At 71.4% G+C, this 12,996-nt stretch carries 9 protein-coding genes; 4 read left to right on the top strand and 5 right to left on the bottom strand.

What is annotated here, in order from left to right; all coding sequences use genetic code 11:
- The gene (locus JVH1_RS04445) at positions 1-1,749 is read right to left on the bottom strand and encodes an NTP transferase domain-containing protein (RefSeq protein WP_009479573.1); all 1,749 of its coding nucleotides are present in this window, start codon (positions 1,747-1,749) and stop codon (positions 1-3) included.
- Positions 1,750-1,771: 22 nt separating this feature from the next.
- Complete coding sequence (locus JVH1_RS04440) at positions 1,772-1,897, bottom strand: hypothetical protein (protein WP_272942765.1); 126 nt, start codon at positions 1,895-1,897, stop codon at positions 1,772-1,774.
- Between the two features lie 61 nt (positions 1,898-1,958).
- Here JVH1_RS04440 and JVH1_RS04435 point away from each other — a divergent pair, with 61 nt between their 5' ends.
- Positions 1,959-3,404 (top strand): PLP-dependent aminotransferase family protein, encoded by a 1,446-nt coding sequence (locus JVH1_RS04435; RefSeq protein WP_043782206.1) that lies wholly within the window; start codon positions 1,959-1,961, stop codon positions 3,402-3,404.
- A gap of 140 nt (positions 3,405-3,544) precedes the next feature.
- Complete coding sequence (locus JVH1_RS04430) at positions 3,545-4,810, top strand: lipase family protein (protein WP_009479576.1); 1,266 nt, start codon at positions 3,545-3,547, stop codon at positions 4,808-4,810.
- Positions 4,811-4,823: 13 nt separating this feature from the next.
- Here JVH1_RS04430 and JVH1_RS04425 read toward each other — a convergent pair whose 3' ends face one another.
- Both JVH1_RS04425 and JVH1_RS04420 read right to left on the bottom strand, forming a co-directional pair.
- The gene (locus JVH1_RS04425) at positions 4,824-5,132 is read right to left on the bottom strand and encodes an MGMT family protein (protein ID WP_009479577.1); all 309 of its coding nucleotides are present in this window, start codon (positions 5,130-5,132) and stop codon (positions 4,824-4,826) included.
- A 10-nt stretch (positions 5,133-5,142) separates the two neighbouring features.
- Positions 5,143-5,928, bottom strand: a complete 786-nt coding sequence (locus JVH1_RS04420) for an alpha/beta fold hydrolase (RefSeq protein ID WP_011598294.1) — start codon at positions 5,926-5,928, stop codon at positions 5,143-5,145.
- 56 nt (positions 5,929-5,984) lie between these two features.
- Between JVH1_RS04420 and JVH1_RS04415 the strand changes: the two genes are divergently transcribed.
- Both JVH1_RS04415 and JVH1_RS04410 read left to right on the top strand, forming a co-directional pair.
- A complete protein-coding gene (locus tag JVH1_RS04415; RefSeq protein WP_043782208.1) occupies positions 5,985-9,281 on the top strand; it encodes an ATP-dependent DNA helicase in 3,297 nt (1,098 codons plus the stop codon).
- The gene (locus tag JVH1_RS04410; protein ID WP_043782211.1) at positions 9,278-12,625 is read left to right on the top strand and encodes an ATP-dependent helicase; all 3,348 of its coding nucleotides are present in this window, start codon (positions 9,278-9,280) and stop codon (positions 12,623-12,625) included. The genes JVH1_RS04415 and JVH1_RS04410 overlap by 4 nt, the downstream gene beginning before the upstream one ends.
- Here the strand turns inward: JVH1_RS04410 and JVH1_RS04405 are convergent.
- On the bottom strand, positions 12,591-12,989 hold the full coding sequence (locus JVH1_RS04405) for a MauE/DoxX family redox-associated membrane protein (RefSeq protein WP_011598297.1): 399 nt from the start codon (positions 12,987-12,989) through the stop codon (positions 12,591-12,593). The two genes, JVH1_RS04410 and JVH1_RS04405, sit on opposite strands and share 35 nt — an antisense overlap.
- Positions 12,990-12,996: the final 7 nt, after the last annotated feature.

Raw genomic sequence — 12,996 nt, 5'->3', positions numbered from 1 at the left:
TCAGCGCGGTAGCGGCACCAGTTCGGCCAGATCACCGTCGGCCGCACCGGCAGGGACCAGCGCCAGCGCTTCGCGGTCGATCAGGCCCGCGAGATGCGCGGTGCGGATTCCGGGGTCGACGCGCCACGTGCCGTCCGGTTGGGGGACCGCGGGCAGGATGCGGGTGGCGTCACCACTGACCTCGGACGCATTCGCGATTCGCGCCAGCTGACGCGGTGCCGGGCCGCGGCCCGTGAGTGCGGCCGCGATGGACGGAACCGTGGTCAGGAGCGTCACGACCGCGGCGTACGGGTTCCCGGGCAGCCCGACTACCACCCGCCCGTCGGGCAGCAGCGCGGTGACCTGTGAACCGCCCGGGCGGCACCGCACCCGCCCCACCACGATGCGGGCCTCCGCCCGGTCGAGCGCCGCACGCAACTGGTCGGCCGCGCCGCCGCCGGTGGCCCCGACGATCACGATCAGATCCGGCTGGCGGACTTCCCTGAACAGTTCGTCGAAGCTGGCGGACGTGTCCCGCAGGTGGGTGTCCGCGACCGTCCGGATCCCGCACCACGAGAGGAACTGGGGGAGAACGGGTCCCAGAGCGTCCCGCGTCTGCCCATGGCGCAGCGGACCGTCCCGCCGGATCTCGTCCCCTGTCACCACCACGTGCGCGCGGACGGGTCCGCGGACCCCCGCGGTGGTCACCTCCGCGCTCGCAGCCGCGGAGACGAGGGCGGGCGTGACGGCCGTGCCCTCCGCCGCGAGCCGATACCCCTCGTGCCAGTCCTCTCCACGCCGCCGCGCGTCGTCGCGCACGGGGGCGTCTTCCCGGCGGGACAGTCGCGGCCCCTCGGAAGTGTCTGTGGCCACGGCGAATTCGTCGCGCACGACGGCGGTGGCGCCGGTGGGGAGGTGCGCACCCGTCGCGATCCGGGCCGCCTCGCCCTCCGCCAGTTCGAGTTCCTCGGAGCTTCCCGCGTAGCGGATGTCGTCGCGCAGCATCCACGGACCGTCGCCCGCGACGGCGTATCCGTCCATGGCGGAGACGGCGATGCGCGGGAGAGCTTCGGCGGCGAGCAGCGGCTCGGCGAGGGTGGCGCCGAGCGCTGTGCCGAGCGCCGCGGACCGCGGCGGGAGCGGGGGGACGACAGACAGGATCGCCTCCCTTGCCTCGGTGATCGTGACCGGTGCCGCCGCGGCCCTGCTCCGGGCCCACTCGACGTCCTCCGGTGTGTCGCAGTCGGTGACGCCGCGGAACAGGACAGTGTCGAACGTGTCCGGAACGAGCGCCTTCATCGGCTGGTTGACCGCCGACCCGAGCGAGCGCACACGGTCGGTCAACGCACCGACACGCCACGCGGACAACAGGAACTGCAGGCGGCCCGACTCGTCGATCGCGAACACGGTGTCGGCGTCCTGCACGGCGGCGGCGAGGGCCGCCACCATCGTGGGTTCCGCGAACGGCAGATCCGACGCGAGCAGAATCACCCGGTCGTCCGGTTCGGCGTCGAGCACGGCGAGTCCGGCGGCCACCCCCGCGACCGGCCCGGCGCCCGGCGGCGTCTCCTGTGTCTGGAGCACCGTCGAATCGAGGTCGGCGCGCCGAGGTCCCACGACGACGATGCGCTCACAGTCGTCGACGGCGTCGAGGGCGGTGTCGAGCATCCGGCGTCCGCCGACCACCACGGCCGGCTTGTCGACGCCGCCCATCCGAGTGGCTCGTCCACCGGCGAGGACGATCGCGTGAACGGGTGCGGCAGAGTTCATTCCCTCATGCTGCCGCACACCCTCAGTCGCTGTGCAGGTGGCTGCGCGGAGGTCCGGCGAGCCCGGACCGTCCGCCGCGCGCCGTGCTGACGCAGAGCCAGGCCACCGACGCCAGGCTGAGGGTCAAGAGGATTCCAATTACGAGCATGTATCGATTGTCGGGGCAAAGTGGACCGCGAATTCCAGTCCTCTGTGGAAAAGTGGCCTGTATGAGTGTCGAACCAGTCCGAAGCGTCTCGGCAACCGAATTGGCGGTGCTGCTCGGGGCGGCGCCCACCGGCGGGCAACCGCTGTACCGCGGGCTCGCCGACGCCCTCCGCGAGAGAGTGGCGGACGGGTCGATGGCCGTGGGAGTCCGGCTGCCCGCCGAACGGGCCCTCGCGGAGGAGCTCCGGCTCAGCCGGGTAACCGTCAGTGCCGCGTATCGCGAACTCCGCGAGTCCGGTTGGGCGTCGGCGCGACACGGATCGGGAACCTTCGTGGCGATGCCGTCGGGACCTCCGGCGTGGGGAAGCATGGTGGGCGCGCCGGTGGACGGTGTCATCGACCTCGTCAATGCCGCGCCGGCGGCCGCCCCCGAACTCAGGGAGGCCTACCTGGACGCCGTCGACGAGTTGCCCCGCTTCATGCCCCAGCACGGATACCACCCCGGCGGACTGACAACGCTGCGGGCGGCGATAGCAGGCCACTACACCCGCAGGGGTCGCCCGACCACCCCGGACCAGATCCTCGTCACGGGTGGCGCGGGTGATGCCACCGAAGTGGTCTTCGAGGCGCTGGTCGAGGCGGGCGATCGCGTCCTGGTCGAACACCCGACCTACCCCGGCGCGGTCGAGTCCGTGCAGGCGGCCGGCGGCAGACCCGTTCCGGTGGCGATCGATGCGACCGACCCGGACGCGTTCGTCGCCGAGGTCGACCGGGCGGCGCGGCAGAGCGCCCCGACGGTGGCGTACCTGATGCCGGACTTCTCCAATCCCTCGGGAGCCAGGGCGACCCCGGAGGGCAGGCGGCGACTGGCCGCGACCCTGGCGCGCCACGGCGTGGTGACCGTCGTGGACGAGGTGGCGGTGGAACTCGTGCTGGACGGTTCGGACGACCTCGAGCCGTTCGGCGTCCCGGTCCCGGAATCGGCGGCCGTGGCGATCGGCAGCCTCAGCAAAACCGTGTGGGGAGGTATTCGCATCGGCTGGGTGCGCGCCGAGGCCGCCCGCACCGCGCAGATGGCCAAGATCATGGCACGCAGGCAATTGTCGGTCTCGGTGCTGGATCAGCTTGCGGCCGTGCGCTTGTTCGCCCGGCACGACCGCCTGGTCGCGCAGCGGCGCCGCGACCTCCGGGTGCAGCGGGACGCGCTCGCGGCGGCGGTCGACGATCGGTTGCCCGGGTGGAACTACGTGCTGCCTGCCGGGGGACTGTCCCTGTGGTGCGCGCTCCCGGCCGGAACGGGTTCGACGGATCTCGTCGCCGCGGCACGGTCGAGGGGCTTGCTCCTGGCGCCCGGGCCCCGGTTCGGCACCGGCCATCTGTTCGACGACCACCAGCGGTTGCCGTTCACGCGGCCGGTGTCCGAGCTGACCGCGGCCGTGAATATCCTTGCCACCCTGGTCGTGTCCGGCGACGCGTCGATGTCCGCGTCGCCGACGCTCGTCGTGTGACGCGCGGGTGTCCGACGAGAAAGTACCTGTGAATCCAAGTATCAGTCAGAGACCAGTTCGGTACCGGGAAAGGGGCTGATCTTTATCGACGCTCTGGCATAGTGATGCCGTCGACCGCTCGCTGAATTGTGGGGTATGTCATGGGCTCGTTGTTCCGCAGATCCTTCGGCACCGCTGTACTCGGCTCGGTCCTCGCGCTGACTGCCGCCCTCGCGGGCGCAGGCACCTCCACGGCACAACCCCCGTTGCCGTTGCCCCCCTTGCTGTCCCCACCCGCCGCCGACGCGATCTTCCCCGTCGCCGACCCCGACCCCTTCTACATCCAGCCCGCGGACGTCGCCGACCATGCACCGGGCGAGGTCCTGAAGATCCGCCAGCTGCCGCCGTCGTACTACTTCCCCGGCAGCGCGATGTGGGAGCTGCTCTTCCGGACCACCGACTCCGAGGGCAAGCCGATCGCGGCGAACACCACATATGTGCTGCCCCCGAACCACGTCCCGGACGGACCGCTGGTGTCGTACCAGCACATCATCAATTCGCTGGGCAACAAGTGCAAGATCGTCACCGAGCTCTACACCACCGACCCCCTGCACCAGATCCGCGAGGCTGCGGGACTCAACATCGCACTCGCGCGCGGGTGGGCAGTGGCGCTGCCCGACCATCTCGGACCGAGGATGGCGTACGGCGCGGCGAAGCTCGGTGGCCAGATCACCCTCGACGGCATCCGCGCCGTGCAGCAGGTCCCGGAACTGCAGGTGCAGAACAGCAAGGTCGGACTGGGCGGATACTCCGGCGGCGGCATGGCCACGGCCTGGGCGGCGGCGCTGGCGCCGAGCTACGCCCCCGAACTGAATATCGTCGGTGCCGCCGAGGGCGGAACCCCGATGAACCTGGTGAAGATGGCGGAGGCACTCGGCACCAACCCGCACCCCGCGTTCGGTCTCGCGATGGCCGCCGCACTGGGCCTGGAACGCGAATACCCGGACCGCATCGACGTCAGCGGCCAGCTCAACGACGAGGGCCGCTGGATGAAGCAGATGATCGGCAACGGATGCACCAACGAGATCATGCTGTTCGGACTGGGGCGCAGCGCGTCACAGATGACCGACAACAAGAACTTCATGGACGATCCGGAAGCGTGGAAGGTGATGGAGGAGAACAGCTTGGAGCTGTATCCGGGCGTGCCCACCACGCCGATCTTCGAATGGCACAGCCCGACGGACGCCCTGATCCCGGTCGATTCGATCGACACCACCCTGCGGCGGTACTGCGACGCGGGCACACCGGTGCAGACGCTGCTCACTCCGACCCCCGACCACCTGTCGGCGGCGGCGCTGGGACTGCCCCAGGGGCTGGACTGGATGGACGCCCGGTTCCGCGGTGATCCTGCGCCGAGCACCTGCTGAGGCGGGCGGGACGTCAGCCGGACCGATCGAACCGGTGCCGGGCCGCCGCGAGATCCACGCGGCCGTCGCGGATGGGAACACCCTCGAGTTCGAGCTTCGCGATCTGCCGGTGCGCGAGGTGCGGTGCCGGTCGTCCCGACGCGCCCAGCACCCGGTGCCAGGGGAGGTCTGCGGAGTCGGTGCGCATGATCCAGCCGACCGTCCGCGCACTGGACAACCCTGCCGCCGAGGCGATGTCGCCGTACGTGGCCACCCGCCCGGGCGGAATCGACGCGACCAGCGCGCGGACCGCCTCGACCTGTTCCTCCGTCGTCGCGACCATCACACGACCATCAGAGGAGTGTGCGGACGAGCTCGGCGACCTCGTCGGGCCGGGCCTGCGGCACCATGTGATCGCAGTCGAGGTCGACGGCGGTGAGGTTGTCGCCCAGATGGTCGGTGAGAGCCTGGCGGAACTCGGGTGTGACGTACGGCGGTTGCACCCTCGACGCCTGCACGAGGACGGTCGGCAGGTGCGCGGGCGGCAGGACGGCCTCGCGTGCGAGCTCACCCCACGCCGTGACGACGGCGGGGGTGGACAGCCGCCAGTTGACCCGGCCGTTCGCCAGCGGCACCAGGTGTTCGGCGATCTCGTTCTCGAGGACGTCGCGGGCCACTTCACCCCACGAGCCGTGCACCTTCTCGGACCGGGCCTCCGCGACGTCGGTGTAGTCGGGGGAGGAGATGGTGAGATCCGCCACCGATTGCATCAGCTCGGGATCGAGCCCGATCGCGGGATCGAGCAGCACGAGTCCCCGGACGCGGTCGGGGACGGCACGCGACAGGTGCAGTGCCAGGGCGCACCCGAACGAGTGGCCCACCACGAGCACGGGTCCCCGGGCGTATGCGTCGAGGGTGTCGACGAGACTCGCGACGTGGGCCTCGAGATTCCACGGCGGCGCCCACGTGGAGCGGCCGTGGCCGAGCAGGTCGGGGGAGATCCAGCGGGCGTCCGGCAGTTGGTCGGTGGCCAGCGCCTCCCACCGTCTGCCGTGACCGGTGAGTCCGTGCAGGGCGAGGATCTCCGTGCCGTCCTCGGCGCCGAACAGGTACGTATTCAGTGCTGACACGTGACCCATGATGCCGGATCGGGTCGCCGCACGAGATGTCGGACCGTTCTGGTGGAATGCCACCCATGACGGAATCGGCGGTGCGCACCAGGACGTCGGTTCCCCGTGCCCGGCTCGTGCACCGCCAGAACCCGGTCCGCGAGGCCCGGGTGTGGGACGACGCCACGCAGCAGGTCCTCACCGCACCGCCCCTCGGCCTGGGCTGGAATCCCTGGCAGGTGCTCGGCGGCCCGGGAACGGGCAAGACGTCGCTTCTCGTCGACGTCGCGGTCGACCGGATCGCCGGCGGCGAGGACCCGGAGTCGGTGCTGGTGCTGACGCAGTCGAAGCGAGCGGCGGGGCGGGTGCGCGAAGAGGTCACCGCCGCCCTCATCGGCCACGACGAACACCACGGCCCCCGCGCCACGCGCGAACCGCTCGTCCGCACCGTCCACTCCTACGCCTTCGCGGTGCTGAGACTGCAGGCCGCCGCCCACGGAAATCCGCCCCCACGGCTCATCACCGGCGCCGAACAGGACGCGGTGCTGCGCGAGATGCTGCACGGCGACATCGCGGACGGCGGCGAGATGTGGCCCGAACGTCTGCGTCCCGCACTGGCGCTGGGCGGCTTCGCCGTCGAACTACGCGACCTCATGCTGCGCTCGAGCGAGCGCGGACTCGGCCCGGAAGACCTGATCAGGCTGGGGCAGCGGCACTCCCGTCCCGAGTGGGTGGCGGCAGGAATGTTCGCCGCCCGGTACGAGCACGGGATGCTGCTGCGCGGAGCCGTCGGTGTCGAGGCCCCCGAGGCCACGGCGCCCGCGCTCGACGCCGCCGAACTCATCGGTGCGGCCCTCACCGCGTTCGCCACCGACCCGGACCTGCTGCGCACCGAGCGGGCCCGGGTTCGGCACCTGCTCGTCGACGACGCCCAGCACCTCGACCCGCAGGCCGCGGAACTCGTCCGGCTCCTCGGCACCGGCACTCGCACCACGGTCGTCGCCGGCGACCCGGACCAGTCGATCTACGGCTTTCGCGGAGCCGACCCGACGTTCCTCGCCGACCTGGCCGACAAGGGCGATCCCCGGCAGGTGTTGCTGCCGGTCAACTTTCGCAGTTCGGCGGAGGTCGCGACCACGGCGGCCCGGATCACGTCCCGGCTTCCGGGACACCTGCCGCATCGGATCTGGAGCCCCGCGCAGGACGGTGGACGGACGTCGGTCCGGGTGCTGAGCACGGTGGCGAAAGAGGCCGCGCTCGTCGCCGACACCCTGCGTCGCGCCCACCTCCTCGACGGGGTGCCGTGGTCGGAGATGGCGGTGATCGTGCGCTCGGTGCCGCGGGCCCTGGCGCCGCTGCGCCGCGCCCTGCTGGGTGCGGGTGTGCCCGTCACCACCGCGGCGTCCGAGTTGCCGCTGGCCCGTCAGCACGGGGTGTCGGGATTGATGCTGGTGCTGCGGGCCCTGTCGGGTCAGGAATTCACGGGCGAGGACGCGCTCGCCCTGCTCGCCGGCCCGGTCGGCGGCGCAGAACCCGTGGCGCTCCGGCGTCTTCGCCGTGGTCTGCGGCGCGCCGAGCTGGCGTCCGGCGGCGACCGCGACTCCGCGGAGCTCCTCCGTCTCGTGCTGGTGGGCGAGACCGACAGCACCCGCAGGGTCACGGCCAAGCTGACCGACGTCGAAGCGGCATCCCTGAACCGGGTGCTGTCCGTGCTGCGCAAGGCGAAGGTTCCCCTGGACCGCGGGCGCGGCATCGAGGACGTGCTGTGGGCGGCATGGCAGGCCACCGGACTCGAACGCCGCTGGTCGGCGGCCTCCGCCCGCGGGGGTCCGATCGGCGCACAGGCCGACCGCGACCTCGACGCCGTGGTCGCCCTGTTCGATGCCGCGGCGAGTTACGTCGACCGCCTCCCGCGCGCACAGCTCGCCGGGTTCGTCGACTACCTCACCGGGCAGGCCATTCCCACCACCCGGAACGTCTCCGCCGTCCCGGTCGACGCGGTCTCGGTGCTCAGCGCCCACTCCGCTGCCGGCCGCGAATGGGACGTCGTCGCGGTCGCGGGTGTGCAGGAAGGGCTGTGGCCCAGTCTGCGGGCTCGCGGAAGCCTGCTCGGCACCGAGGCGCTGATCGACCTGACGGCCGGAGTGTCCGACGGCAGCGAGACGGCCGCCGACCGGATGTCGCGCACCGCACCTCTCCTGGCCGAGGAACGCAGGCTCTTCCTGGTGGCGTGCAGCCGGGCGCGGCGGAGTCTGCTCGTCACCGCGGTCGACTCGGCCAGCGGCGACGCCGACCTCGTCCACTCCCGGTTCGTCGACGAACTGCTCGCCGGAGACCAGGATTCGGACGTCGAGGAGGCGGTCGTGCAGGCGGAGGATCCCGCGACCCGGGTCCTGGCCCTCCCCGCCCTGGTCGCCGAGTTGCGCAGCGTGGTCTGCGATCCGGACGTCGCGGAATCCGACCCCGCCCGGCAGGAACGCGCGGCGCGCCAACTCGCCCGGCTCGCCGACGCCGGAGTGCGTGGTGCACACCCGGACCAGTGGTACGGCACCGCCGAACCGAGCACCGGCGTGGCGTTGTGGAACGAGGAGGACGGTCCGGTGTCGTTGTCGCCGTCCACCATCGACCTGCTCAACACGTGCCCGCTGCGGTGGCTGCTCGAACGCCACGGCGGGACGGACGGCGACAACACTCACGCCATCGCCGGAACGCTCGTGCACACTCTGGTGCAGGCGCTCGCCGGGCGGATCCCGCCCGATCAGGTGGCACGCGCGCTCGAGAATGCCTGGGATTCGATCGATCTGGGATCTCAGTGGTACTCGCGGCGTGAACTCGACCGCACCCGGGACATGCTCGCCACGTTCACCGCCTGGCTCGGTAACACCCGGTCCGAACTCACCGAGGTCGGTGTCGAGGTGGCAGTCGACGGCGTCCTGGAACCGCGGGAAGAGGGTTCCCCGACGATCCGGCTGCGGGGGCGGATCGATCGGCTCGAGCGCGATGCGGAGGGCAGGCCCGTCATCGTCGACGTGAAGACCGCCCGCTCACCGGTCACCAAGGACGACGCCCAGCAGCACGCCCAGCTCGCGGCGTACCAGGTGGCGGCGGCGGTCGGCGCGATCGACGGGGAGCCGGCGTCGAAACCCGGTGGGGCGCGGCTGGTCTTCGTCGCCAAACCGCACAGGAAGGAAGGCGCGACCCAGCGGGTGCAGGCACCGCTGTCGGACGAGGACCTCGAGACGTGGCTAGCGGTCATCCACGCGGCAGCGGCGGCCACCAAGGGGCCCGAGTTCCTCGCCCGCGTCAACGACGGTTGCCGGCACTGCCCGGTGCGCACGAGTTGCCCCGCGCACGACGAGGGACGGCAGGTGACGTCGGAATGACGATCCGTATCGATCCGGTGGAACTCGCTGTCGGCCTGGGGCAGCACCCACCGACCCCGGAGCAGGCTGCCGTCATCGCGGCACCCCTCGGCCCGACCCTCGTCGTCGCGGGGGCAGGCGCGGGCAAGACCGAGACGATGGCGGCCCGCGTCGTGTGGCTGGTGGCCAATGGTGTCGTCGACCCCGAGGCGGTGCTGGGGCTGACGTTCACCCGCAAGGCGGCGCAGCAGCTGACCGCCCGGATCCGGAAACGCCTTGCCCGGCTTGCAGGTTCGGACCTGCTCCGCAGGGTCGATCCGAGCGGTGACCTGCGATCGCGAATCCTCGCGGGCGAACCGGAAGTCAGCACCTACCACTCCTACGCCGGGCGACTGCTGTCCGAGCACGGGCTCCTGCTGCCCATCGAGCCGTCGGCGACGCTCCTGTCGGAGACGGAACTGTGGCAGCTGGCGCACCGGGTGGTCAGCTCGTGGGACGGCGACCTCGACACCGACCGGAATCCGGCGTCCGTCACCGAAGCCGTGCTCGCGCTGTCCGGGCAACTGGCCGAGCATCTCGTCGAACCGGACGATCTGCGGGAGGCGCACACCGAGCTCGACAAGCTCGTTCACACCCTGCCCGCCGGACCACGGCAGCGGGGCGGCCCCGGCAAGGAACTGCTCGACATCCTCGACACCCAGCACCGGCGGGTGAAACTCCTTCCACTGGTGCAGCGTCTCGCGGACACTCTGCGCCGGGAAGGTGCGCTCGACTTCGGCAGCCAGATGTCGCTGGCGGCACGGGTCGCCGCAGACCACCCCGAGGTCGGACTCGCCGAGCGCACCCGCTTCCGGGTGGTGCTGCTCGACGAGTACCAGGACACGGGACACTCGCAGCGGGTGCTGCTGTCGTCCCTGTTCGGCGGCGGTCTCGACGGCGAACTCGCGCTCACCGCGGTGGGTGACCCCATGCAGTCCATCTACGGCTGGCGTGGTGCCTCGGCGGCCAACCTGCCCCGCTTCGCAACGGATTTCCCGCTGGCGAACGGAGATCCGGCGCCGACCCTGGAACTGCTCACGAGCTGGCGTAACCCGCCGGAGGCCCTGGCGCTGGCCAACATGGCGTCGGCGTCCCTGCGCGAGCGGGGCGTGTCGGTCAGCACGCTGCGGGCACGACCACAGGCCGTCCCGGGTGATGTGCGGCTGGCCCTCACCGGTGACGTCGTGCAGGAACGCGAATGGGTGGCCGACCGCATCGCCGAACAGTACGCGGACGCCACCAGTAGGGGCGAGGATCCGCCGACCGCCGCGGTGCTGATCCGTCGCAACGCGGACGCCGCACCGATCGCGGAGGTCCTGCGGTCCCGGGGGCTGCCGGTCGAAGTGGTCGGGCTCGGCGGGCTGCTCCACACCCCCGAGGTGGCCGACGTGATCGCGATGCTCCGGGTGGTCGCCGACCCGATGGCGGGCAGTGCCGCCGTGCGGATGCTGACCGGGGCGAGATGGCAGATCGGGGCCGCCGACCTGACGGCGCTGTCGCGGCGAGCATCCGAACTGGCCATCGGAACCGGCTACGGCACCACCGGCGCCGTCACCGATTCGTCCGCTCTGGCCGACGCCGTCGGCCAGGCGTTGCCCGGTGAACACGCGGAGCAGGCCGGGCTGGCGGATGCCCTTGCGGATCCCGGCCCCGCCGAACGCTATTCGCAGGTCGGCTACGCCCGGATCACCGCCGTCGCGGCGGAGTTGGCGTCTCTGCGTGAGCGGATCGGGCAGCCACTCACCGAGCTGGTGGCCGAGGTGGAACGGGCGCTGGGTATCGGCATCGAGGCGCAGGCCCGGACACGTCGGTCGGCGCGGGGCAGTGCCGGCCGTGAACATCTCGACGCCTTCGCCGACGTCGTCGCCGGGTATGCGAGCCGCACGTCGGCCACCGTCACCGGACTGCTCGCCTTCCTGTCGGCCGCGGAGTCGGTCGAAAAAGGTTTGGCGCCGGGCGAAGTCGAGGTGGACCCGCACCGCGTCCAGGTGCTGACGGTGCACTCCGCCAAGGGGCTGGAGTGGGAAGTGGTGGCGGTACCGCACCTCACGGCAGGCGTCTTTCCGTCGCGGACGGCCTCCGGATCCTGGCTCGGTGCCGTCGGTGAACTGCCGCCCTCACTGCGCGGAGACCGTGCGCGGCCGGGGGAGTCGGCAGACGGCGTGCCCGTTCTCGAGCTCGAGAACCTGTACGACCGGAAAGACCTCGAGGAGGCCGTGAAGGCGCACAAGGCGGCGCTGGCGGCGCGCAAACTCGACGAGGACCGCCGGCTGTTCTACGTCGCACTCACCCGCACCGAACGGGTGCTGTTCGCGTCGGGTCACCACTGGGCAGAATCCGGAACCGAGCCGAAGGGTCCCTCGGAGTTCCTCACCGAACTGCGTGACACGGTGACCGACGAGGAGCACGAGGGAATCGGGATCGTCGACATCTGGGCGCCCGCACCCGAACCCGACGAGCAGAACCCGCTGACGAGTACCCCCAAGTCGGCTGTGTGGCCGCGGGATCCGCTCGGGCTCCGCCGGGAGTCGGTCGAGCGGGGCGCGGCGCTGGTCGTCGCGGCGCTGAAGCGTGCCGGCGCGCCGACACCGGCAGGAGAGGACGACGATCCCGAGAACTGGGCAGCCGACGTCGACGCGCTTCTCGCGGAGCGCGAGGCGCGGGCGAACGCACGCACCGAGGTGGTGTTGCCCGGTCAGTTGTCGGTGAGCCAGCTCGTCGAACTGGAAGCCGACCCGGACGCCCTGGCCGCCCGGCTGCGGCGTCCGCTGCCGTTCCCGCCGAATCCGCTCGCGCGTCGCGGTACCGCGTTCCACGCCTGGGTGGAGCGCCGTTTCGGGGCTACCCGGCTGCTCGACCTCGACGAGCTGCCCGGTGCCGCCGACACGGACGCGGGCCCCGACACCGACCTCGCGACCCTGCAGGATGCGTTCCTTCGCTCGTCCTGGGCCGACCGCAACCCGACCGAGGTCGAGGTGCCGTTCGAGACGTCGGTGGCGGGCACGGTGCTGCGCGGCCGGATCGACGCGGTGTTCACCGACCCCGACGGCGGGTGGACGGTGATCGACTGGAAGACCGGCGCCGAGCCGAGCGCGGCCAACGAGAAGGCCGTCGTGATGCAGCTGGCCGCGTACCGGCTGGCGTGGGCCGAACTGATGGACGTTCCGATCGAGCGGGTGCGCGCCGCGTTCCACTACGTGCGGACCGGGCGGACGATCGCGCCGGACCACCTGCCCGACGCCGACGCGCTCGCCCGTCTGCTCCGTTCCGCCGGTTCTCCCGACGAGGAGATCAGGCCTGACGCCGAGCCTTCAGCGACTCGGTGACCAAGGGGATCTGCAGCGGAAGGCGCAGCAGCACACCGGCTTTCTGTACATTCGTCGTCTTGGAGCTCGTCAGCCAGTCCACTGCCATGGTGACGTTGGCGGGGAAGACGGCGACGAACAGGAGAGCAGCGAGGCCGCCACCGAGCCTGCGGGTTCGCGGCACGGCGAGCGCGGTGCCGATGGCGAGCTCGGCGACCCCCGACACGTACGTGTAGGTGCGGGCCTCGCCCGGAAGTTGGGTGGGGACCGTGGAGTCGAAGAACTTGGGGGCGACGAAGTGCATGGTGCCGGCGCCGAGCAGCAGCGCGGCAAGGCGGAGTGCGGGCTTCTGGCTCGGTCGTGGTGTGTGGCTCTCTCGTTGCATGACGTCA

The sequence above is a fragment of the Rhodococcus sp. JVH1 genome, from assembly GCF_000280725.2.
Classification (GTDB): domain Bacteria; phylum Actinomycetota; class Actinomycetes; order Mycobacteriales; family Mycobacteriaceae; genus Rhodococcus_F; species Rhodococcus_F jostii_A.
Note: the sequence above shows the minus strand (reverse complement) of the source record. Positions and strands in the feature narration are given on the sequence as shown.